Source organism: Xanthomonas sp. NCPPB 2922 (assembly GCF_041520885.1).
In the GTDB taxonomy this organism is placed as follows: Bacteria; Pseudomonadota; Gammaproteobacteria; order Xanthomonadales; family Xanthomonadaceae; genus Xanthomonas; species Xanthomonas campestris.
Map to the genome: position 1 here is coordinate 24,796 of NZ_JBGOFY010000016.1, position 22,921 is coordinate 47,716.

20 protein-coding genes and 1 tRNA gene are annotated in these 22,921 nt (G+C 65.4%); 14 read left to right on the forward strand and 7 right to left on the reverse strand.

Annotated features, from left to right (window positions below; genetic code table 11):
- The first annotated feature begins 351 nt into the window (after positions 1-351).
- The 6 genes from petA (at position 352) to ACD584_RS16450 (ending at position 4,693) form a co-directional block, all read left to right on the forward strand.
- The gene (gene petA, locus ACD584_RS16425) at positions 352-996 is read left to right on the forward strand and encodes a ubiquinol-cytochrome c reductase iron-sulfur subunit (RefSeq protein WP_011037467.1); all 645 of its coding nucleotides are present in this window, start codon (positions 352-354) and stop codon (positions 994-996) included.
- The gene (locus tag ACD584_RS16430; protein WP_011037466.1) at positions 996-2,255 is read left to right on the forward strand and encodes a cytochrome bc complex cytochrome b subunit; all 1,260 of its coding nucleotides are present in this window, start codon (positions 996-998) and stop codon (positions 2,253-2,255) included. Before petA ends, ACD584_RS16430 begins: the two co-directional genes overlap by 1 nt.
- Positions 2,248-3,006 carry a cytochrome c1 gene (locus ACD584_RS16435; protein WP_029216995.1) on the forward strand — a complete coding sequence of 253 codons (759 nt, stop codon included), beginning with the start codon at positions 2,248-2,250 and terminating at the stop codon, positions 3,004-3,006. Before ACD584_RS16430 ends, ACD584_RS16435 begins: the two co-directional genes overlap by 8 nt.
- A 165-nt stretch (positions 3,007-3,171) precedes the next feature.
- Positions 3,172-3,807: a glutathione S-transferase N-terminal domain-containing protein gene (locus tag ACD584_RS16440; protein ID WP_011037464.1), complete on the forward strand. Its 636-nt coding sequence runs from the start codon at positions 3,172-3,174 to the stop codon at positions 3,805-3,807.
- 78 nt (positions 3,808-3,885) lie between these two features.
- Positions 3,886-4,329, forward strand: coding sequence for a ClpXP protease specificity-enhancing factor (locus ACD584_RS16445; protein ID WP_076035600.1), 444 nt, complete (start codon positions 3,886-3,888; stop codon positions 4,327-4,329).
- Positions 4,330-4,360: 31 nt separating this feature from the next.
- Positions 4,361-4,693 (forward strand): hypothetical protein, encoded by a 333-nt coding sequence (locus ACD584_RS16450; protein WP_175611434.1) that lies wholly within the window; start codon positions 4,361-4,363, stop codon positions 4,691-4,693.
- A 114-nt stretch (positions 4,694-4,807) separates the two neighbouring features.
- On the opposite strand, the gene ACD584_RS16455 is transcribed toward ACD584_RS16450, so the two are convergent.
- A complete protein-coding gene (locus ACD584_RS16455; protein ID WP_050912576.1) occupies positions 4,808-5,152 on the reverse strand; it encodes a DUF3301 domain-containing protein in 345 nt (114 codons plus the stop codon).
- Positions 5,153-5,547: 395 nt separating this feature from the next.
- Between ACD584_RS16455 and ACD584_RS16460 the strand changes: the two genes are divergently transcribed.
- Positions 5,548-9,942, forward strand: coding sequence for a DEAD/DEAH box helicase (locus ACD584_RS16460; RefSeq protein ID WP_076035603.1), 4,395 nt, complete (start codon positions 5,548-5,550; stop codon positions 9,940-9,942).
- Here ACD584_RS16460 and ACD584_RS16465 read toward each other — a convergent pair.
- Entirely contained in the window at positions 9,882-10,505 is a 624-nt protein-coding gene (locus ACD584_RS16465) for a DNA-3-methyladenine glycosylase (RefSeq protein WP_011037459.1), read from the reverse strand. The two genes, ACD584_RS16460 and ACD584_RS16465, sit on opposite strands and share 61 nt — an antisense overlap.
- A gap of 297 nt (positions 10,506-10,802) precedes the next feature.
- Here ACD584_RS16465 and ACD584_RS16470 point away from each other — a divergent pair, with 297 nt between their 5' ends.
- Positions 10,803-12,461, forward strand: coding sequence for a methyl-accepting chemotaxis protein (locus tag ACD584_RS16470; RefSeq protein WP_076035604.1), 1,659 nt, complete (start codon positions 10,803-10,805; stop codon positions 12,459-12,461).
- Positions 12,462-12,470: 9 nt separating this feature from the next.
- Positions 12,471-12,980: a chemotaxis protein CheW gene (locus ACD584_RS16475; protein WP_011037457.1), complete on the forward strand. Its 510-nt coding sequence runs from the start codon at positions 12,471-12,473 to the stop codon at positions 12,978-12,980.
- A 39-nt stretch (positions 12,981-13,019) separates the two neighbouring features.
- On the opposite strand, the gene ACD584_RS16480 is transcribed toward ACD584_RS16475, so the two are convergent.
- Positions 13,020-14,096: a sensor domain-containing diguanylate cyclase gene (locus tag ACD584_RS16480; protein WP_175611435.1), complete on the reverse strand. Its 1,077-nt coding sequence runs from the start codon at positions 14,094-14,096 to the stop codon at positions 13,020-13,022.
- Between the two features lie 315 nt (positions 14,097-14,411).
- On the opposite strand from ACD584_RS16480, the gene ACD584_RS16485 reads away from it, so the two are divergent.
- Positions 14,412-14,588 carry a hypothetical protein gene (locus ACD584_RS16485; RefSeq protein WP_040941186.1) on the forward strand — a complete coding sequence of 59 codons (177 nt, stop codon included), beginning with the start codon at positions 14,412-14,414 and terminating at the stop codon, positions 14,586-14,588.
- Positions 14,589-15,148: 560 nt separating this feature from the next.
- On the opposite strand, the gene ACD584_RS16490 is transcribed toward ACD584_RS16485, so the two are convergent.
- Positions 15,149-15,451 (reverse strand): hypothetical protein, encoded by a 303-nt coding sequence (locus ACD584_RS16490; protein WP_175611437.1) that lies wholly within the window; start codon positions 15,449-15,451, stop codon positions 15,149-15,151.
- Between the two features lie 130 nt (positions 15,452-15,581).
- Between ACD584_RS16490 and ACD584_RS16495 the strand changes: the two genes are divergently transcribed.
- Entirely contained in the window at positions 15,582-15,842 is a 261-nt protein-coding gene (locus tag ACD584_RS16495; protein ID WP_040941188.1) for a hypothetical protein, read from the forward strand.
- Positions 15,843-16,186: 344 nt separating this feature from the next.
- On the opposite strand, the gene ACD584_RS16500 is transcribed toward ACD584_RS16495, so the two are convergent.
- Positions 16,187-16,262 (reverse strand) — tRNA-Ala (locus tag ACD584_RS16500).
- An 89-nt stretch (positions 16,263-16,351) separates the two neighbouring features.
- Positions 16,352-16,756, reverse strand: coding sequence for an H-NS family nucleoid-associated regulatory protein (locus tag ACD584_RS16505; protein WP_076035608.1), 405 nt, complete (start codon positions 16,754-16,756; stop codon positions 16,352-16,354).
- 221 nt (positions 16,757-16,977) lie between these two features.
- On the opposite strand from ACD584_RS16505, the gene ACD584_RS16510 reads away from it, so the two are divergent.
- Together ACD584_RS16510 and ligD are read left to right on the forward strand one after the other, a co-directional pair.
- Positions 16,978-17,154: a DUF3606 domain-containing protein gene (locus tag ACD584_RS16510; protein ID WP_014507988.1), complete on the forward strand. Its 177-nt coding sequence runs from the start codon at positions 16,978-16,980 to the stop codon at positions 17,152-17,154.
- Between the two features lie 11 nt (positions 17,155-17,165).
- Entirely contained in the window at positions 17,166-19,715 is a 2,550-nt protein-coding gene (gene ligD / locus ACD584_RS16515; protein WP_076035609.1) for a DNA ligase D, read from the forward strand.
- 89 nt (positions 19,716-19,804) lie between these two features.
- Here the strand turns inward: ligD and rnd are convergent, their stop codons facing one another.
- A complete protein-coding gene (gene rnd, locus ACD584_RS16520) occupies positions 19,805-20,893 on the reverse strand; it encodes a ribonuclease D (RefSeq protein WP_076035610.1) in 1,089 nt (362 codons plus the stop codon).
- Positions 20,894-20,990: 97 nt separating this feature from the next.
- On the opposite strand from rnd, the gene ACD584_RS16525 reads away from it, so the two are divergent.
- Positions 20,991-22,868: a formylglycine-generating enzyme family protein gene (locus ACD584_RS16525; protein ID WP_175611438.1), complete on the forward strand. Its 1,878-nt coding sequence runs from the start codon at positions 20,991-20,993 to the stop codon at positions 22,866-22,868.
- The last annotated feature ends 53 nt before the right edge of the window (positions 22,869-22,921 follow it).

The following is a 22,921-nucleotide window of genomic DNA, read 5'->3' on the forward strand; positions in this document are numbered from 1 at the left end:
TACAAGCACGCACGCTGCACGACACGGATGCCCAATGATGCAGTGCAATGCGATTGCACGCGTGTGCTGCCTGCATGCGCGCTGTTCCGGCCATGCCTGCATCGCCGCGCGCCGCGCCTTGAGCTGCGCGGTTTCATGGACTGCATCACGCACGCGGCCCACGCGGGTGTGCTGCTGCCATACCCGCCTGCATGCCATTGCACGAGAGGGTTTGCATCGCGCACGCCCGACTGCGTACATTGCATTGTCTGTGCATTAAGCGTTCCGCTACACTGCGGTCGATTCATCGCGGCTGGACCCCCCGCCAGCCGCTGGCAGCCTCACGCTACCTAATCAAGATCGGAGAGCCGGATGGCCAACGATGGGGTTAACGCACCTGCCGACACAGGACGTCGTCGGTTTTTGACCGCGACAACCGCCGTGGTCGGTGCGGTCGGAGCAGGTTTTCTCGCAGTCCCGTTCGTGAAGTCGTGGAATCCCAGTGCACGTGCCAAGTTGGCCGGCGCACCGGTGACCGCCGACATCAGCGCTTTGCAGGAAGGCCAGCGGCTGATCCTGGAATGGCGCGGCCAACCGATCTGGATCGTCAAGCGGTCCAAGGCGATGCTCGATGCATTGCCATCCCTGGACGACCGGCTCAAGGATCCAAAGTCCGAGAACAAGGACCAGCAGCCGGACTACGTGCTGAAGAACCCCGAGTACCGCTCGATCAAGTCCGACATCTCGGTCCTGGTCGGCCTGTGCACGCACCTGGGGTGCTCGCCGGAGATGGTGGCCGAGATCCGGCCCGAGCCCTACGACCCGCAGTGGAAGGGCGGCTATTTCTGCCCATGCCACAAGTCGCGCTTCGACATGTCCGGTCGCGTCTTCGATGGCGTGCCGGCACCGATCAATCTGCTGGTGCCCCCACACCACTATGTCGATGACAACACGCTGGTGATCGGCGTCGATCCGGACGCAGCCGGCAAGCCGGCCAACAGCACGGGGGCTGCCTGATGAGCAATATCCTGGTTCGTACCGCCAACGGCGTGTTCGAGTGGGTCAACGAACGCGCGCCCGGCCTGATGCCGGTGTATCGCAAGCATGTCAGCGAGTATTACGCGCCGAAGAATTTCAACATCTGGTACTACTTCGGTTCGTTGGCCATGGTGGTGCTGGTCAACCAGATCGTCACCGGCATCTTCCTGACGATGCACTACAAGACCAGCGCAGCTGATGCCTTCGCGTCAATCGAATACATCATGCGCGACGTGGAGTGGGGCTGGCTGATCCGCTACATGCACAGCACCGGGGCTTCGCTGTTCTTCATCGTGGTGTACCTGCACATGTTCCGCGGCCTGATGTACGGCAGTTACCAGAAGCCGCGCGAACTGGTGTGGATCCTGGGCATGCTGATCTACCTGGTGCTGATGGCCGAAGCCTTCATGGGCTACGTCCTGCCCTGGGGCCAGATGTCGTTCTGGGGCGCGAAGGTGATCATCTCGTTGTTCGGCGCCATTCCGGTGATCGGCAATGGGCTGACCGAATGGATCATGGGCGATTACCTGCCCGGCGACGCCACGCTCAACCGCTTCTTCGCGCTGCACGTGATCGCGTTGCCGCTGGTGCTGCTGTTGTTGATCGTGCTGCACCTGGGCGCGCTGCATGAAGTGGGCTCCAACAACCCCGACGGCGTGGATATCAAGAAGGGGCCCAAGGGCAACCGCTGGGATGCGCACAAGCCGGCCGATGGCATTCCGTTCCACCCGTATTACACGGTCAAGGATCTGGTCGGCGTCGGCTTCCTGTTGGTCATCGCCGCCTTCATCATCTTCTTTGCGCCGGCCTTCGGTGGCCTGTTCCTGGAGCATGACAACTTCACCGAGGCCAATCGCCTGGTGACGCCGGAGCACATCAAGCCGGTGTGGTACTACACGCCGTACTACGCGATGTTGCGGGTGGTGCCCAACAAGCTCGGTGGCGTGCTGGTGATGTTCTCGGCGATCGCCATCCTGTTCCTGGTGCCGTGGCTGGACCGCGCCAAGGTGCGTTCGATCCGCTACCGCGGCTGGATCTCCAAGGTGGCGCTGGCCGTGTTGGTGGTGTGCTTCGTGTGGCTGGGCGTGATCGGTTCCGGCCCTGGCACAGACGCGCATGAAACCTACGTCGGGCGCGTGTTGACCTTCCTGTACTTCGCGTTCTTCATCACCATGCCGGTGTGGACGCGGCTGGACAAAACCAAACCGGTACCGGAGCGGGTGACCACACATGACTAAGCCCATCGTGAGGTCATGGAAGTCGCACGTGGTCGCCTTGCTGTGTGGTGTGCTGTTTGCCGGCGGTGCGCTGGCGGCAGAGGGCGGGGCGGTGCAACAGGCCGGCAACGACCTGGGCGACCGCGCATCGCTGCAGCGCGGCGCGCAGTTGTTCATGAACTACTGCTCCGGCTGCCACTCGCTGAAATATCTGCGCTACTCGCGCATGGCCAGCGACCTGGGGTTGAGCGAGGCCGAAGTCATGGCCAACCTCAATTTCACCGGCGCCAAGGTGGGCGAGCACATCGAAGGCACCATGCCGCACGATGCGGCCACCAAGTGGTTCGGCAAGGCGCCGCCGGATCTGACCCTGATTGCACGTGTGCGTGGCACCGACTGGGTCTACACCTACCTCAAGTCGTTCTACCTGGATCAGACACGTCCACTGGGTTGGAACAATCAACTGTTCCCCAATGCCTCCATGCCCAACCCGCTGTGGGAGCTGCAAGGCCTGCAGCAGGCGCAGTTCGGCCCACCTGACAAGGCCACCGGCGATCGCCCGGTGCAGGCATTGAAGCTCGGCCAGCCCGGGCGGCAGACGCCGGTGGAATTCGATCAGACGGTGCGCGACATCGCCAACTTCCTGGAGTACGCCGGCGAGCCTGCAGCGCTCAAGCGGCAGAGCATGGGCGTGTGGGTGATCCTGTTCCTGGCCCTGCTTACCTTCATCGCGTATCTGCTGAAGAAGGAATACTGGAAGGACGTGCACTGATCACGCCCAAAAGCCGGATACGGCGTCGCCAGTGCGGCGACCGTGTCCTCAGCACTATTGGCTTTTGCGTGACGTGATTGCACACTCGATGGACCGTGGTGACGGTCGGCGTTGGGCCGGCCGCACCGATGCGGCCGGCGGATTCCGGTCGTCGGAGAGCCTTGAATGGCGACGAGTGTGCGTATGCGGAATACCTTGACTTTGTTTTCGTCCAACGATGATGTGTTGTGCCACCGGGTCCGACTGGTCCTGGCGGCAAAAGGGGTGACCTACGACCTGGTGTCAGTCGACCCGCAGAATCCTCCGGAAGATCTGATCGATCTCAATCCTTACCACTCGGTGCCGACCCTGGTCGAACGCGACCTGGTGCTCTACGCCGCCTCGGTGGTCAGCGAATACCTCGACGAACGCTACCCGCATCCGCCGTTGATGCCGGTCGACCCGTTGTCGCGTGCGCGCCTGCGTCTGGCGATGCTGCGCATCGAGCACGATTGGGTGCCGCAGGTGCAGGCGATCCAGCTGGGCAACAAGACCCAGGCCGAAGCCGGGCGCAAGCGCCTGAAGGAACTGCTGACCGCCTCGGTGCCGTTGTTCAAGGCCAGCAAGTTCTTCCTCAATCCTGAAATGAGCCTGGCCGACTGCGCGATGGCGCCGATCATCTGGCGGCTGGATGCGCTGGAGATCAGCCTGCCCAAGGACAGCAAGGCGATCGAGGATTATGGCAACCGCATCTTCCGCAATCCCGGCTTCATCCGCAGCCTGACCGATCAGGAAAAGAAACTGCGCGACATGCCGGGTTGATGGTGCGGCTGTATGCCAACAGACCGAGTTCCGATGGCACCGCCGCCGCTGCGCGTCGTGCGCGGGTAAAATGACGCAATGAGCGAAGATTTCCCCCGCATGACCAGCCACCGCCCGTATCTGTTGCGGGCTTTGGTGGAGTGGATCAACGACAACGGCATGACGCCGCATATCCTGGTCGATGCCGGGCTGCCCGGCGTGCAGGTGCCCGCCAGTGCCGTCAAGGACGGCCGCGTGGTGCTGAACATTGCCGAGCGTGCCGTGGTTGGCCTGAACGTCGACAACGAGAGCGTGCGGTTTACCGCGCGCTTTGGTGGCGTGAGCTATCCGGTGATGGTGCCGATGCCGGCCGTGCTGGCCGTGTATGCGCGCGAGACCGGGCAGGGCATGGCATTGCCGGACGACATCCCGGGCACCAGCACCGAGCCACCGGATCCCGGTACGCCGTCGCCGCCGAGCCCGCCACCGCCGGACGAACCGCCGAGCTCCGGCAAGCGCCCGCACCTGCGCGTGGTCAAGTAAGCGATCGCGGACGTTGTCGAGCACTGCACCGATGCAGGTCTCGCGCGTCCGCCATACCGATTGCAGCGCGCCGGATGCGTCCGGCGAGTACGCGTACGACTACGAGTACGACATCTACCATTTCGTGGATGGCGGGATCGGTCTGATTGCGCGTAGCTACACCGACACGCCGGAAGAGGCGCATTTCCTCAAAATCGAGGTCAACGGCACGCTGCACCTGTTGACGCAGGCTGACCTGGCGCAGCCGTTGTTTGCACTGGCGCAGGCGCACCTGCGGCAGGAGGGCAAGCGGGAGCTGCGTTGGTTGAGTGGCCGGGGAGACGGTTACGAGCCGCTGCCTGGCGGCGTGCCTTCGCGCGCTTGATGTGTCGTTGCGGTAAAGCGAGGTCTTGGCGGATTTTGCTGCCGCGGCGCGCTGCTGAGGTAGTAGCGCAGTGACGCCACTAGCTAGCCAGCGCCGCCACGGGATCGGTGCCCATCACTCCAGGCGTTGTTGCTCCGGATGCAATGCCCGCACGGTTGCTACCTGTGGGCCGGTGAAGGCAATCAGCTGCTCGCCGCGCAGGATCAGACGGCCGCTGTGGCGGTCCACGCCATCGTGCGAATACTCGAAGCGAAACGTGCGCTCGAATCCCAGCCAGCCGTTGGGCATCCGGCAGATGCGCAGGTTGGTGGAGTGCACGCTCTGGTCCAGCCATTGCACATCGGCTGCACGGCAGGCATTGCGGCCGAGCACTTCGGCGCGTTCGGCCGCGGCACGCGACGCATTCCAGAACGCGTAGAGCGCGGCGCCGGCAATCATGAAGAGAATCAGGCTGGGCATGCCGACAATGTGCCATGCCGCGCGGGCGATGGACAATCGCGGGTGCCGGGCCGCAGCGTTGCGGTGCTGTCGCGTGCAGATTGGCGCGAGGCCAGTGATCACAGCGCTCGCAGTCGCCAGGCAAGCGCGAGCGGTGCGCGCAGCCGGCGCGTGTGCTCAGGCATTGGGCGTGTTCGCAGGATGCGCACCGAGGACTGCGCTTTACCGAGGGGGCTTGGCTTGCCTATGCCATGCATGCCCAAGCACAGCGCGATTGCGTTGGTCGCCATTAAATAATTCACCGTGCCCATAGCGGCTGGCTTGTTCTGGCGGTCGGCAAACCCCATCAATAAGACTCTGCCCCTGTCGACGCCGAGTGCCGCACGGCCCTGCCTGGTGCGCCTCGGGCCCCGCCCATGCATCCAGTCCTGCAGCATTTTCATCCCGTGGTCGCCGCCTGGTTCGGGCGGACCTTTGCTGCGCCCACCCCGGCGCAGATCGCCGCGTGGCCGGCGATCAAGGCCGGGCGGCATACCCTGGTGGCGGCGCCGACCGGCTCCGGCAAGACCCTCACCGCGTTTCTGGCAGCGATCGATGCATTGATCCGTGACGGCCTGGCCCAGGACGGTGCGCTGCCGGACCAAACGCGGGTGATCTACGTCTCGCCGCTCAAGGCCTTGTCCAACGACATCCATCTGAATCTGGAGGCGCCACTGCAGGGCATCCGTGCGCAGTTGCTGGCGCAGGGCCTGCCCGATGTGCCGGTGCGTACGGCGGTGCGCACCGGCGACACGCCGCAGCGCGAGCGGGCCCAGGCGCGTCGTGTGCCGCCGCATATTCTGGTGACCACGCCGGAGTCGCTGTACGTGCTGCTGGGCTCGGCCTCCGGGCGCAACGCGTTGCGCCATGTGCGCACGGTGATCGTGGACGAGATCCACGCAGTGGCAGCGGACAAGCGCGGCAGCCATCTCGCATTGACCCTGGAGCGCCTGCAGCGGTTGGCCGAGCAGCCCATCACGCGGGTGGGTCTGTCTGCCACGCAGAAGCCGATTGACACCGTGGCGCAGTTTCTGGTGGGTGTTGGCGAGGACGGCGCGGCGGCGCCGTGCGAGATCGTGGATATCGGTTACACCCGTCAACGCGATCTGGCATTGGCGCTGCCGCCCACGCCGTTGAGTGTGGTGATGTCCAACGACCAATTGCTGCAGGTGTATGCCGAGGTCGCTGCGCTGGCGCAACAGCACCGCACCACGCTGTTGTTCGTCAACACGCGCCGCATGGCCGAGCGGGCTGCGCGCCACCTGGGCGAGCTGCTGGGCAAGCAGCGCGTGGCGGCGCATCACGGCAGCCTGTCGCGCGAGACGCGGCTGCTGGCCGAGCGCCGACTCAAGGCCGGCGAATTGACCGTGCTGGTAGCCACCGCATCGCTGGAGCTGGGCCTGGATATCGGCGATGTAGACCTGGTCTGCCAACTCGGCTCACCGCGCTCGATCGCCACCTTCCTGCAACGCGCTGGCCGGTCCGGGCATGCGGTCGGCGGCACACCCAAGGCGCGGCTGTTCCCGCAGACGCGCGACGAGCTGGTCGAATGCGCCGCGCTGCTGGATGGCATCCGCCGCGGTGAACTGGATGCGCTGCGGTTTCCGATCGCGCCGATCGACGTACTGGCGCAGCAGATCGTCGCCGAAGCTGCCTGCGAAGATTGGGACGAAGATGCGCTGTTTGCGTTGGTGCGCCGCGCCTGGCCATTCGCAACGTTGAGCCGCGCCACCTTCGATGCGGTCGTGCGGATGTTATGCGAGGGCTTCAGCACCCGGGTGGGGCCACGCGCCGGCTATCTGCACCGCGATGCGGTCAATCGCCGCCTGCATGCGCGGCGGGGCGCGCGCATGACCGCGCTCACCTCCGGCGGCACCATTCCCGAAACCGGCGATTACAGCGTGGTGCTGGAGCCACAGGCGGAAAACATCGGCACGGTGAACGAGGATTTCGCGGTCGAAAGCCTCATCGGCGATGTCTTCCAGCTTGGCAATGCGAGCTACCGCATCCTGCGCGTGGATGCGGGCAAGGTGCGGGTTGAGGATGCCAAGGGGGCGCCGCCCAATATTCCGTTCTGGTTGGGCGAGGCGCCAGGCCGCAGCGATGCATTGTCGCTGGCGGTGTCGCGCCTGCGCGAAGAAATTGCCACGCGGCTCGACGGTGCACGGCATGCCGAGGCCCAGGCATGGCTATGCAATGAGGTTGGGTTGGCCGCGGAGCCGGCGCAGCAACTGGTGGAGTATCTGGCGAACGCCTGTCAGGCATTGGGTGCGATGCCGACCCAGCAGTGCCTGGTGATGGAGCGCTTCTTCGATGCCACCGGCGGCACCCAGTTGATCATCCACTCGCCCTACGGCAGCCGGATCAACCGCGCCTGGGGCCTGGCCTTGCGCAAGCGGTTCTGCCGCACCTTCAATTTCGAACTGCAAGCTGCCGCGACCGAGGACGCGATCGTGTTGTCGCTGTCCACCAGCCATAGTTTTGCGCTGGAAGAGGTGGCGCGTTATCTGCATTCCGCATCGGCCGAGCACGTGCTGGTGCAGGCGTTGCTGGACGCGCCGCTGTTCGGTGTGCGCTGGCGCTGGAATGCCACCAACGCGATGGCGCTGCCGCGCTTTTCCGGCGGCAACAAGGTTGCGCCGCAACTGCAGCGGATGAAGTCCGAAGACCTGTTGGCCACGGTGTTCCCGGACCAGGTGGCATGTGCGGAGAATCTGGTTGGCGAGCGCGAGGTGCCTGACCATCCGCTGGTGGCGCAAACGCTGGAAGATTGCCTGCATCAATCGATGGATAGCGAGGGTTGGCTGCAGGTGTTGCGCGGCCTGGAGTCCGGCGCCATCACGCTGGTGGCACGTGATCTGGCCGCGCCGTCGCCGCTGGCGGCGGAAGCCTTGAATGCACGTCCGTACGCCTTTCTCGACGATGCCCCGTTGGAAGAGCGTCGCACCCAGGCCGTGCAGGGCAGGCGCTACACGCCGCAGAGCAGCGATGATTTGGGGCAGCTGGATCCGCAGGCGATTGCCGCCGTGCGCGAAGAAGCTTGGCCGCAACCACGCGATGCCGAAGAGATGCACGAGGCGCTGGTGGGCCTGGGTGTGCTGCCGGTGGAAGAAGCCCTCGATGCACAGTGGCAGGCATGGCTGTCGGCGTTGTCGGCGGCCGGGCGCGCCACCTGCCTGGCAGTCGATGGCGGCGCTGCATTGTGGATCAGCGCCGAGCGCATCGAGTGGTTTGCACCGTTGTATCCGCACGCCGTGGCGCAACCGCTGCTGCAGGCGCCACCGGATTGCCGTGTGGACGACTGGCAGCGCGAGTGGGCGGTGCGCGAGCTGGTGCGCGGGCGCCTGTCGGCGGTGGGGCCGGCGCAGGTGTCTGCGCTGTGCAGCGCAGTGCGCCTGCCGGCAGCGGAGGTCGAACTCGCCTTGATCGGGCTGCAGCGCGAAGGCTATGTCATGGCGGGTCGCTTCAGTGCGCAGGCACTTGAAGAGGAATGGTGCGAGCGGCATCTGCTGGCGCGCATCCATCGCTACACGCTGGGGCACTTGCGCCGCGAGATCGAGCCGGTGTCGCAGCGCGATTACGCGCGTTTCCTGTTCGAATGGCAGCACCTGGATGCCGACCACCGCGTGGCCGGGCCGGACGCGCTGGCCGGTATCGTTGGCCAGCTGGAGGGTTTCGAGGCGCCGGCCGCGCTCTGGGAAAGCGAGCTGCTGCCCGCGCGCGTGCGTGACTACCAACCCGCCTGGCTGGACGAACTGTGCACGGCCGGCCGCACGGTATGGGCGCGCCTGCGTCCAGGCGGTGGCCGCAGCGGCAATGCGTTGCGCGGCACGCCAATCGTGCTGCTGCCGCGGCGTGAAGCGCAGCGCTGGAATGCCCTGGCACGCGCGGACGATGACGCGCCGCTGGGCTCGCGTGCGCAGCGCGTGGTGGAGGTGCTGCAGGAGCAGGGCGCGCTGTTCTTCGACGAGATTGCCGATGCTGCGCGGCTGATGGCCACCGAGCTGGAAGATGCGCTCAGCGAACTGGTGATGCGCGGGCGCGTGCATTGCGACAGTTATGCCGGCCTGCGTGCACTGCTGGTGCCGGCGTCCAAACGCCCCTCGGCACTGTCGCGGCAACGCCGGCGTGCCAGTGCGTTGGGCATCCGCGATGCCGGCCGTTGGGCGCCGGTGCGCAACTTGCCGTCGCTGCCCTTGGCCGAGGCCAGCGAGCGGCACCAGGAAATGCTGGAGCACGTGGCGCGCGCGTTGCTGCGCCGCTATGGCGTGGTGTGTTGGCGGCTGCTTGAACGCGAGGCCGCGTGGCTGCCGCCCTGGCGCGAGTTACTGCGTGTGTATCAGCGGTTGGAAGCGCGTGGCGAACTGCGTGGCGGGCGTTTCATTGCCGGCGTGTCCGGCGAACAATTCGCGTTGCCCGATGCCATTGCCGCGATGCGTCGCGTGCGCGCGCAACCGTTGGCGCAACGGTGGATCTGCCTTAGCGCGAGTGACCCGGCCAATCTGCTCGGCAACCTGTTGCCCGGCGAACGCATCGCGCGCGTGCCTGGCAATCGCGTGGCGTTTCTGGATGGCCTACCGATGGCCGCCTGGAGCGGCGATCGCTTCCAGCCGCTGCAAGAGCTCTCACACGAGCACGGTGAGCAGGCATTGCGATTGCTGCAACGTGGGCCGGGCGCCGCCGAGCAGACGCCACTGCAGCAATGGCTCGCTCAGTCGCCGGTTACTGATGCGCGTGCGCCGCTCACACGTGGCAGCGGACGCGACAGATAGGCGCTGCCAGGCACAACCCAGCGCCACGGCAATTCCACGGCCTTGCGAATGCCGATGCGCGGGCCGGCAAGCGGTGCCGCTGGTGGCGGAGTGCCGTCGTCCTCGATCCACAAGCGCGCCACGCCAGTGGTCAGGTCCAGTCCGTTATCGACTGCGCTCACGCCAAAGGCCTGTGCCAGGCGGCCTGGACCAGTAGTCAGCGATTTGAACGGCGCTGCCCCGCGTGCGGCATGCATCGCATCACAGCCGGCCAGCGGTTCCAGCGCACGGATCAACACCGCGTGCCCGGGCGCGCCGCCGCACACTGCGTTGATTGCCCAGTGCATGCCGTAGATGAAATACACATACAAATGCCCGGGCGCACCGAACATCACCTGCGTGCGTGGGGTCATGCCGCGAAACGAATGCGCAGCGGCATCTTCGCTGCCGCAATAGGCTTCGACTTCGGTGATGCGGCCACGGCGGCCGTCGGCACTCACCAGAACCTTGTTGAGTAGCAGTGGCGCAACGGTGCGCGCATCGGCTGCATAAAAAGCGCGCGGCAAAGGCGAGTGCAATGACATGCGCGCAAGCCTAACGCGGTGATTGTGATGTCTCTGCGGGACTGTCCTGGACAGCGTGCATAACGCGGGTAGGGTTTTTCCGAATAGGGCGCGTGGCAAGCGAGTGAACTGTCACAAATCGACACATCCATTCGTGTGAACGGCACATTCAGGCTGGAACCGTCTCAAGCACGTTTTGCCTGCGCCGATAGCCATTAACGATTGGTTTAGCAAGGCACATCAATCGCTGCACCGATGGTGTCAGCAAGTGCCTGCCGACGCACCGCACTCATGCACGTTCACTCAAGAGACATCCCAATGTTAGGCAACCTCAAAATCGGAATCCGGCTGATCGTGGCGTTTCTGATCGTTTCGGCGATCGGCGCTTGCATTGGCTGGGTGGGGTACTCCAACTCCGGCCGGCTCAACGACCTGTCCACCATGTTGTACGAGCGCGAATTGTTGGGCTTGTCCAACGTGAAGGAAGCCAACATCAATCTGATTTACGCCGGCCGTGCGCGCGCGAACCTGCTGCTGGCCAGTAGCGCGGAAGAGCGCCAGTCGCACGTGCAGAACATCGACAAGTACACCGCCAAGGTGGTCGATTACATGACGCGTGCGCGGGCCAGCTTCGAAACCGACGAGGGCAAGACCAAGCTGGCGCAGTTCGATCGCGCCTGGCATAAATACCTGGATGAGCGCGGCCGCTTCATCGAGGCCGCCAACCGCGAAGCACTGCGCGAGGCCAACCCCGAATTGGCCGAGCTGTCACGCGCGGTGCGCGCCAGCTCGGATGAGGTCGATACCTTGATGACCGACCTGAGCAGCTTGCGCGAACGCAGCGCGGCGTCGGCGAACGCCGAAACCGGTGCAATCCACAGCAGCAGTTCCAAGTTGCTGATGGCCATTATCTGCGGCGGCGTGCTGCTGGGCGGGGTGCTCGGTGTCGTGATCAGCCGCAGCGTCACCGGCCCGATCCGCCGTGCGGTGGAAGTGGCAAACGGGCTGTCCGAAGGCGATTTGACCATGCGCATCGAGGTGCATGGTCGCGACGAAGCCGCGCAGCTGCTCGAGTCGATGCGCACCATGGTGCAGAAGCTGTCGCAGGTGGTGGGCGAGGTCAACACCAGTGCCGAAACCCTGGCCAGCGCGTCGGAAGAAGTCAGTGTCACTGCGCAGAGCATTTCGCAGGCTGCCAGCGAGCAAGCGGCTGGCGTGGAAGAAACCAGCGCCTCGCTGGAGCAGATGACCGCATCGATCAGCCAGAACACCGAAAACGCACGCATCACCGACGGCATGGCCACCCAGGCCGCGAAGGAAACCATCGAAGGTGGCGAGGCGGTCGTGGCCACCACGCAGGCGATGAAGCAGATCGCACAGAAGATCGGCATCATCGACGACATCGCGTATCAGACCAATCTGCTGGCACTCAATGCCGCCATCGAAGCTGCACGCGCCGGCGAGCATGGCAAGGGCTTTGCGGTGGTTGCTGCCGAAGTGCGCAAGCTGGCCGAACGCAGCCAGGTGGCGGCGCAGGAAATTGGTGAGGTCGCCAGTTCCAGCGTCGAGCTCGCCGACCGCGCCGGCCGCTTGCTGGACACCATCGTGCCCAGCATCAAGCGCACCTCCGATCTGGTACAGGAAATTTCTGCCGCCTCCGAAGAACAGTCCTCCGGCGTCAGCCAGATCAACTCGGCGGTAGTGCAGTTGAGCCAGACCACCCAGCAGAATGCCAGCGCCTCCGAAGAACTCGCGGCCACCGCCGAAGAGATGAGCGCGCAGGCCGAGCAGCTGCAGCAGAGCATGGCGTTCTTCCGGCTGGGCGGGCAGGCGCCGGCCACCACGCCGCCCAAGCGCGGCAAGGCCGTGGCGGCGCGCGCAACCCGCAGCAGTGGTGCACGGACCTGGCGCGGCACTGCCGCACCGGCCTACGCCATGTCCGAGGGCCCGGACGAAGGCCAGTTCGCACGTTTCTGAGGACGACCGATGGATGCGTTGACACCCGATGCGCTGCTGGGCGATGCCGATGCGGCAGCCCAGTATCTGACCTTCCAGCTGGACGGCGAGACCTTTGCCACCAGCATTCTCGGCATTCGCGAGATCATCCAGTACCGTGCGCCCACGCCGGTGCCATCGATGCCGGCCTGCGTACGCGGGGTGATCAACCTGCGTGGCGCAGTGGTGCCGGTGGTGGATCTGCAGGCACGGCTGGGACGTGCCGACAGCAGCATTGGCAAGCGCAGTTGCATCGTGATTCTGGCCACCGAGCAGGCGCAGGGGCCGCAGGTGATCGGTGTGCTGGTGGACGCGGTCAATGCGGTGATCGAGTTGGCCGATCACGACATCGAAGCAGCGCCGTCGTTCGGCACGCACATCCGCCGCGATCTGCTGCGCGGCATGGGCAAGGTGGGCGAGCGCTTCGTCGTGCTGCTGGAGATGGAGCAGGTGTTGCGAGTGGATGAGATTGCTGGCGAAACCGACGTGCTGGCGGCCTGAAATCCGCGAAACAGAGCGCCTGCGGCGGTGAGGCGTTGATCAGCGGTCGGTCTGCCAACCATCGAAGCACTGCACGCAATTGCGCCCCGCACGCGCGGCACCGAGCAAGGCATGGCGGGCACGCGCCATCAAGACATGGCTGTCCACTAGCTCGCCAGGCGCGACGCAGACCAACCCGGCGGTGATGCTGATGGTGTCGGCCGGCCAGGACGCGGCGGCAATCATGGCTTGCAGGCGCTGCACGCTCGCCAGTGCCTGCGCGCTGTCTGCGCCGGGCAGCACCATGCAAAAGTGCGCTGCGCCGATGCGCGCGACACCGCCGGGTTCCTGCGGCTCGGTCTCGATACAACGTGCGGCCTGCACGAGTGTTGCGTCGGCAGCGTCGCTGCCGAATTGCAGCTTTAGCCGTTTGAAGCCGTCGATCTCGATCAGCACGAATGCCAGGCCGTGCAGCTTTGCCACCGGCGTGGCGTCTTCCAGCATGTGTTCCAGACCCTCCCGGTTCCACAGATCGGTGAGCGGGTCGCGCAGGGCATCGCCTTCCAGCAGACGCGCGGCCTGGCGCAGTTCGATGGTGGTGACGACTTGGCGGGCTAGCGCCTGCAATGCAGTGCGCTCGGCGTCCGACAAGGTGCGCGGGGCGCGATCGAGCACGCACAAGGTGCCCAGCGCCACGCCGTCGGACGTCAGTAGCGGTGCACCGGCGTAGAAGCGGATCTGTGGCCCGCCTGTCACCAGTGCGTTGCGCGCGAAGCGTGGGTCCACAAACGTGTCGCCCACTTCCATCATCTGGTCGGGCTGCAGGATGGCGTGCGCACAGAACGCCAGGTCGCGCGGTGTTTCGGTAGGTTGCATGCCCACGCGCGACTTGAACCACTGGCGGTCCTGGTCGATCAGCGAGATCAACGCCATTGGCGTGCGGCACAGCTGCGCGGCCGCTGCGGTGATGTCGTCGTAGAGCGGCTCCGGCGCGGTGTCGAGAATGTTGTAACTGTGCAGCGCGGCCAGACGGTCGTCTTCGTTGGCCGGCGGCGGTGCGCCCAAAGCAGCCAGCGCATTGCTTGACAGCAGCGTGGCATGGGCCAGGTTCAGCGACGGCGCGTCGGGGGTCTGCATCGAGCGTGGTACCGGCAGGGGGCCCGCAGGGGCGCGAATAGGAATGGCTGGTTGTCATCGGGCGGCAAGCTCTGGCGAGCGTGATGCTGCTCGCCGATCTTGCCACACTCGTTGGCTTGCACGTGGAGCCGCGTGGGCATTTTATCTTTCGAATGTAGCCTGCGCACCGCGCGGTGCGGAGCGTAGCCTTCCGCCATGCAAAGGCATCGCGTTCGATTGACTTCAAACCGCGCCAACAGGCGCCGTCCGTCGTGGCGCGCACATCACGGGCGCAGCGCTAACGTTCGTTTGCAATCTTTCAATGGAGTCGCCCAGATGATGCCCGACCACACACCGCGTGAAAACGAACCCGACAGTCAGCATGGCGAACTGGAAGGCCAGCAAGACAGAAAGCAGGACGAAACCGCCAAGCAGCGCCCCGGCCAGACCGATCAGCAGATCCGCGATACCGAAAGCCGCCGCCCCAAGCCCAGCGACGAGCAGGGCACATAGCTGCGTGCCGATCTGGCTGCGCGGCAAGTCGTGAGCCGTGCGCCGCAAGGCGCGCTGCTTCATACCGCCAGCGTTGCTAATCGACTGCGGTATGTAGCGTTCGGCTGCAGTGCAATAGCTCGACGACAGGTCCGATCCTGCTGCACGATTTCGATGCCGCGGATGCCGTGAATTCGACGCGGTCGTCAGCACTCTGGTGGATTACCGACTGCCGCGATTTTAAGCAGTGCAGTTGGCCATCAACGCTGCGGGTGTGCGGTGCGTCGGACACATAACGTCGCTGGGTCTGCAGTTGAATTTAATGGGCGACCAGTGATCCTCGCTTGCAGCAGCATGTTTGGGACGTCGCCGTTTGCGACGCCTGACTGCAGGTTCTAAACCAAGTCAGGTGCATCGGTATCACTAGATGCATGCATCTCGTTCCACGTGGCTGGCAAGATTGCGCTCGCACGTCATTCACCCGAGTACGCGCTGCAGAGAGGACTGCGCTGAGGCACTCGCGGCGCGGCTAAATCGCTGGCGATTGCCCCGCCACCGAGCAACGCAGTTCCATCACAAAATCAAAGGTGTTCATCCGCTGGCGCGCTGACGGGTTGATCGAGCGCCACGCCGTAAGAAAAATAGCAGCTGGGCCATACCACCCTTGTTCTATGCCATTGCACGGCTACGTCGGTCTTTTCCGAGTGACTACGGTCGAAACCAAACGCCTGGGCGCCACCGAATGGATGTCCACCGCGTACATCCACCACGGCGATGAGGCAGGCGCGATCCGGGTACTCCCCGATGTGGGCTGTAGTCCCGATCGCATGGAGGCGCGCCGCCAGGGAATGCAGGCGGGCATACAGGCAGCGCAGTTGCTGCATGCTGGTGTCCGCAAGAGGCAAGAGCCTCCGCGCTGGCGCAATGTCTAACAGCGCGCTGTCGATGCGGCTGCACGCGGTCATGCGTCGGCCCACACGTGCTCGTCAGATGCCCACTGCGATACTGCAACGCATGAAACAGCGCACCCTACAACGCACCGTGCTGCATGGTCATTGCGGCGAGTTCCGCGTGGAAACAGTCGAGTTCCAGGCGCCGGGCGACCCGCAATGGAGCTCCACGGCGTATGTCTACCATCGCGATCTGTCATCGGCGGTCGCCACGATTGAAGAAGCTGGCAAGGCAGGCTATCGCGGCGATGCGCGGGCGCAGGCAATGCAGCTTGGCCGCTGCCTGGCGGAGTTCCTGGATCCGGCCGGTTACCGCGTGGCGTGATGCGACTTAGCGCTCGCGGTGCGCTAGCACCAACTCCGAGTCCCCCATAGCGCCAAGCATTCTGTTTGCCATCAAACCGGTATTCCAGCTGACACCAGCGGCCATCAGGCGGACACACCTCCAAGTACAGGCCGCCAGCAGCTTCTTCGTCTAGACGGAGGCTTGTCGCTGTCGCAGGGAGAAGGGCACCTAAATTTGCAGTTGGGTGCAATGCCCCCAGATTTGCCCCCACTGTCCCGCGCATTTCAACGAAACGATCCGCTCCGGCCAAAAATGCAGGAGGCCGGTCAACCCATCCTACAGCAGGGTTTCCGGCCTTCTTCCATCCCGTTCGGGATGCTATCTGGTGGAGCGGAAGGGGATCGAACCCTCGACCTTCGCGATGCGAACGCGACGCTCTCCCAGCTGAGCTACCGCCCCACGTGACTCGATTCTAACCACATGCCACGCGGTTCGCCAAGGGCTGCCTGCGTGGCTGGCCGCATCGGGGGATGCGGCCGGTGGTCTGATTACTCGCGAATCAGCGGGAACTTGAGGTCGGGGTTCTTGGCCTTCCATTCCTTGTACGACTCCGTGCCTTCCCATGCAGCGAAGGCCTTCGGCGTGCGTCCGCGGCCAGACCAGGTCTCGCCGGTGCCGGGAAGCTCGTACTTCGGGCGCACTTCGCTGCGGCCGGTCTTCACAACGTCCTTGCGGGCTGCGGCGGTGGTGCCCAGGTACGCGGCAATGTCGTTGCGCTGCTTGGTGTTGAAGTGGCCGGCAAACTGCTCGAGCAGCGACACGATGGTGGCATGTGCAGAGGATGCCTCACTGGCGCGCTCGGTTTTTTCCTGTTCTTCCAGCTTCTGCAGCTCGTCCAGCAGCTTGGCTTTGGCTTGCGCGATGGAATCCAGTTTCGAAGAAGTATTGCTCACAGAGGTATGGCCTCGGAATAAGAGTGGAGACACCGCCCGATGGGCGCGCGCCATTATGGCACTGGTCCGTGGATGGTCGTTGCACGGACACGGCTTTACACATGCGCTAAACGGGCCGTTCACGGGGTCTGGCCGGACGCTTTCGCATTGTCGTGCTGCGCCTGCTGCAAGACGCATCGCGTCTGCTGGCAGGCCCAACCGCAACAATACAGGAGCATGCCATGAGTGATGACACCCGCAATGTCGGCACGCCGGATCGTGACCGGATCAATGTGCACGAAGCCTACGAACTGCAGTACTGGACCAAGGCCCTTGGCGTGAGCGCCGACGAACTGCGCGCGGCCGTGGATGCGGTGGGGCCAGTGGCCGCCAAGGTGCGCCAGCACCTGGGCAAATAGGCCCGGCTTGCATGAGCCTCAGCGAATACCGCCGCAAGCGCAGCTTCGACAAGACCCGCGAGCCGGAGCCAGGCAAGCTGCTGCCACAGGGGCAACGGGCGATCTTCGTGGTGCAGCTGCACCATGCTAGCCGGCGCCACTACGACTTTCGTCTGCAGGTGGGCGATGCGCTCAAGAGCTGGGCAGTGCCGAAGGGGCCAAGCTACGACCCGGCAGTGAAGCGCATGGCGGTAGAGGTGGAAGACCACCCGGTGGACTACGCCAGGTTCGAGGGCGAGATTCCGAAGGGCGAATACGGCGGCGGCCACGTGGCCCAGTTCGATCATGGGGTCTGGGCCACCGCCGGTGACCCGGAAGCGCAGCTGGCCAAGGGCCATCTGCGCTTCGAATTATTCGGTAGCAAGCTCAAGGGCGGCTGGCATCTGGTGCGCTCAAGCAAGCCGGCCCGCCAGCCGCAGTGGTTGCTGTTCAAGGAAGACGACGCCTATGCCGGCACGCTGGAAGCCGACGATCTGCTGGCCGATGTGGCTGCCGCGCCAGCAGAGGATGTACGTCGCGCCGGGGCCGGCAAGGCCCAACGCAAGGCACTCACCACCGTGCCTGTGCCACGGGCGCGTGCACGTAACGCCTGGACCAACGCCGCGTTGAAACTCACGCACGCGCGGCGCGGCGACATCGACGATGCCGCCTTCGCACCGCAGCTGGCCAAGCTCGGGCAGGCGCCGCCGGACGGGGCGCAATGGGTGCATGAAATCAAGTGGGACGGTTATCGCATCCTGGCCACGGTGACCGACGGCCAGGTGCGGCTGTGGTCGCGCAATGCGCTGGAATGGACCGACAAGATTCCCGACATCCGCGATGCGATCCAGGCGCTCAACCTGCGCTCGGCACGGCTGGATGGCGAGCTGATCGCCGGGCGTGGCACCAAGGAGGATTTCAACCTGCTGCAGGCGACCTTGTCGGGTGAACGCCAGGTGCCGCTGGCGCTGGCGGTGTTCGACCTGCTGCACATCGATGGCGTGGAGATCAGCGAGGCGCCGCTGCGCGAACGCAAGCAGCTCTTGCAGCAGGTCCTGGCGAATGCGCCGGCCGGCCATCTGGCCTACAGCTCGCATGTGGAGGGCGATGGGCTGGAGGTGTTCCGGGTCGCCGGCGAGCAGCACTTTGAAGGCATCATTTCCAAGCGTGCCGACCGGCCGTACCGCGCCGGTCGCAGCGATGATTGGCGCAAGACCAAGCAGTTGGCCAGCCAGGAATATGTGGTCGTCGGCTATACCGCGCCCAAGGGCAGCCGTACCGGCTTCGGCTCGCTGCTGCTGGCCACGCCGGACCCGCAGCACGGCTGGTTGTATGTGGGGCGGGTTGGTTCTGGCTTTTCGGATACGTTGATGCAGGAGGTGACCCAGCATCTGCACGGGGGCGGCAAGCGGCCTACCGCGCATATCCCCACCGAGGACACCGATCTGCGTGGCGCCACCTGGTTCGCGCCGCGGTTCGTGGTGGAGGTGTTCTATCGCGGTGTCGGGGGGCAGCAGCTGTTGCGCCAGGCCTCGCTCAAGGCGGTGCGTCTGGACAAGGACATCGCCGACCTGGCCGACAGCGATACCGGGGATGTCAGTCCCGCGCAGGCCGACATGGCTAACACGCCCGCGCGCGGGCGCAAGCGTGCAAACAAGCAAGCGCCCGCGCAGGGCGAGCCCACGTTGTCCAGCCCGACCAAGCTGATCTACCCGGACATCCGTGCCACCAAGGGCGATGTCTGGGAGTACTACCACGCGGTGATGGATCACCTGCTGCCAGAGATCGTGGGGCGGCCGTTGTCGATCATCCGTTGCCCCAACGGTGCAGAAAAACCGTGCTTTTTCCAGAAGCATCACACCGCCGGGCTGGAGCGGGTGAGCTCGGTGCGGTTGAAGGAAGAAACCGGCAGCAATGCCTACTATCTTGTGGTGGAAGATGCGCCCGGGCTGCTGGAACTGGTGCAGTTCAATGCGCTGGAATTCCACCCCTGGGGCTCGCATGCGGCGCGGCCGGATATGGCCGATCGCGTGGTGTTCGATCTGGATCCGGGCCCGGATGTGCCATTTGCCGAGATCAAACGGGCCGCCACCGATATCCGCAAGCTGTTGGCGCAGCTGGAGCTGGAATCGTTTCTGCGCGTCTCCGGTGGCAAGGGCCTGCACGTGGTGGTGCCCTTGAACCCCGGCTGCGATTGGGAGCTGACCAAGCGCTTTGCCAAAGGCTTTGCCGACGCGTTGGCGCAATCCGAGCCGGACCGCTTCGTGGCCACGGCAACCAAGCGCTTCCGTAACAAACGCATTTTTGTCGATTACCTGCGCAATGGGCGTGGTGCCACCGCAGTGGCGTCGTACTCGCTGCGCGGCCGCCCGGGCGCACCGGTGGCATTGCCGCTGCCGTGGTCAGACCTGCCCAAGCTGCATCGCGCCGACGCCTTCACCCTGCGCGATGTCCCAGACAAGTTGCGTCGCCGCCGTAAGGACCCCTGGGCAGACATCGCGCAGATTCAACAGAACCTGGCGCGCTGGGCGGACCAGGGCTGAGGCACGGGCTCCATTCTTACAGAGCACGCCGGATGCGTTTGTTGCCACACGCCGCCGCAGTCACGCGGCAAACGTGCGCAACACGCCGCTCAGGGCGTTACCGCATCCAGCAGCGGCAGCAGATCTGCTTCCAATGCGTCGCGTCGCCATTGCCCGAGCGCGGCCGGCCAGCTGCGCTGCTCGATCAGGGTTTCCAGATGGCGGCGCGAGGCGAGGATGCCGTCCGGCAGTTCGAGCTCGCGGCTGCGCTGCGCCACTGCATCCTGCAGGCGCTTGAGCGTGGCCTTGTTGCCATCGGTGGAGGCCTGCGCCAGCGGGGCGTGGTCTTCGTCGGGCAAGGGCGTGTTGAGTGCCTCCCAGACCGCGTTGGCGAGCTTGCGCGGGGCCTTGGGGAATTTGTCGAACTGGCGCATCAGTGCGTCCAGATCCGCCGGCGGGAAGCGCGCCAGCTGGCTGGCCAGTTCGTTGTCCAGGATCCAGCTGCGTGGGCGGTCGCTCTGCCGTGCCTGCAGGTCGCGCCAGCGCAACAGGCGCAGCAGGCGGCGCTGTGCAGCCGGTTCCAGGAACTGTGCGGTGCGCAGGCTCACGTGCGGCCAACGGTCGCCATCGTCGTGCTCCACCGTGCCGAGCAAGCGCTCGCCATCTTCGGCCAGCCAGCCCAGGCGGTCTTGCGCGGTCAGCTTGGCGGTGAGCGCGTCGTGGATGGCAAACAGGTAGCGCACGTCGTCGGCAGCGTATTCCAGCTGTGCGGGCGAGAGCGGGCGGCGCATCCAGTCAGAGCGGGTCTCGCCCTTGGTGAGCAGGGTGCCGGTGACTTCCTGCACCAGTTTCTGATAGCCCATGCCGCCACCGACGCCGGCCAGTGCGGCCGCGATCTGGGTGTCGAACAACGGCCGCGGCAGCACGCCGCAGGCACACTTGAGGGTGACCAGATCTTCGCTGGCGCTGTGCATCACCTTGACGATGTCCGGCGCGATCAGCCAGTCCTTCAGTGCATCTGTCATGCCCGGAATCAACGGGTCGATCAGCAGGATCTCCTCACCGATCGCCATCTGCACCAGCGCCAGTTGCGGCCAGTAGGTGCGCTCACGAATGAATTCGGTATCCAGGCCAATGCGGGACGGACGCGATTGCAGGCGTTCGGTCAATTCGGAGGGGTGGGTGATCCAATGGGGCACGTGATTTCCGTCGACAGCAAGGGTTTGCGTAGAGCGCGCAGAATAGCCTAACGTCGCGATCGCCTGCCGAAGGGGCAGTGCCGGGCAAGGAGTGGGTGTGGGTCAGTGCGGCAATCGGATCGCAGCATGGGCGCTGGTCGCGCTCTGTGCCGGCGCGTGCTCACGCGAGCCGACGCCTGCGCCCGCGGCGGCCAGCAAGCCGCGCGTGGCCGCCACTTCCAGCGCAGCGCCGGCCACCGCACCGCGTGTGTCCATTGGTGGCGAAGAATCCGCCGAGACCGTTGCGCAGTGGCAGCCACCACCGGTGGACCTGGGCGAGACGCCGCTGGCGCAAGTGCGCCAGCGCGCCGCCGAGGCGTTGAAGGAAGACCGCCTCTACCGCAGCGCCGACGATGCCATTCCGCTGTATCTGGCAATTCAGCAACGCAGCGAGGGCAAGGATGCGGCCAGCCGGCGTGGCCTGGAGCAGGCGCGGCGGCGTCTGCTTGAGCGCGGCCATGCGCTGGTCGAGCAGACCGACCGTCAGGACAACGCACTGGAGCAGGCGCGCGAACTGGCGATCGTGGCACTGGCCCTGGCGCCGGAAGATCCCAAGGTGCGCGCGCTGCAGCTCGAAGTGGAAACGGCCCAGCGCGTGCTCGGCTTCAATCGCGCCGGCGAGGACGATCTGCGCAACGGGCGCCTGGGCGAAGACGGCAACGGCGCGCTGGTGAACTTCCGCGATGCCGCCCAGCTGGACCCGGACAACCCACGCACACGCCAGGGCCTGGCCGCAGTCGAAAGCGCCTTGCTGCGGCGTGCCGAACAGGCCGCCGAGACGGCCAACTTCGTGGCGGCGCGCTACTGGCTGCAGATGGCCGGCCAGGTGCGCGAGCGCGCGCCGACCATTGCCGATGCACGTGCGCGTATCGAGCGCATGCGGCGCGCGCAGATCGCCGCGCTGCGCGATGCCGGCCTGCGTGACCTGACCACCCCGCGCGGGCTCAAGCCGGCCGGCGAAAAACTGGCCGAGGTGCTGCGCATTGCCGATCCCGGCGACCCGGTGGCCGGCGATCTTCGGCGGCGGCTGGAACTGGCCACGCATTACGGCAGTTTTCGTCCCGGCCAGGTGTTCACCGATGGCCTGAAGGTCGGCGGCCGCGGCCCGCAGATGATCGTGGTGCCACATGGTGCGTTCCGCATGGGCGCAGGCGACTACGAGCCGGGCGCATCGGACAACGAACGCCCGGCGCATTACGTGCGTTTTGCGCGTGGGTTCGCGATGTCCATCACCGAAGTCACCGTGGCCGAGTTCCGCCAGTTTGTGGAAGCGACCAAGGCGCGGCCGCGCGCAACCCGGCGCGGCCATTCGGTGGTCTACGACGAGCGCAGCGGCAACTTCATCCGCCGTAGCGGGGTGGACTGGCAATCGGATTACAACGGTGCCCAGGCCGCCCCCAACAGCCCGGTGATGCACGTGAGCATCCGCGACGCCGAAGCCTATGCGACGTGGCTGTCCGAACAGACCGGCCGCCATTACCACCTGCCCAGCGAAGCAGAGTTCGAGTACGCGCTGCGTGCCGGCACCACCGGCCGCTATCCGTGGGGTAACCCGGGCGTGCCGCCGCCCGATGCGGGCAACTTCACCGGCGGCAACGACGTCTCGCGCAGCGGGCGGCACTGGAACAACGGCTTTGTCGGCTATGGCGACGGCTTCTGGGGGCCGGCGCCGGTGGGCAGTTTCCGCGCCAATGCCTGGGGCCTGCACGACATGGGCGGCAACCTGAGCGAGTGGGTGGCCGACTGCTGGCACGCCAGCTACCGCCGCGCACCGGCCGACGGCGCCGCGTGGTTCAACCCCGGTTGCCGGCAGCGCCTGGTACGTGGTGGCAGCTGGGCCAATTCGCCGCTGCAGACACGCGCGGCCTGGCGGCTGTCGCAAGAGTCCGACACCACCAGTGCGCGCATCGGCTTCCGCCTGGCGCGCGGCATCTAGGCTGGCGCGGCGCCAGGCTTAACCACGGAAAACGGCGCCACTGCATGGATGGA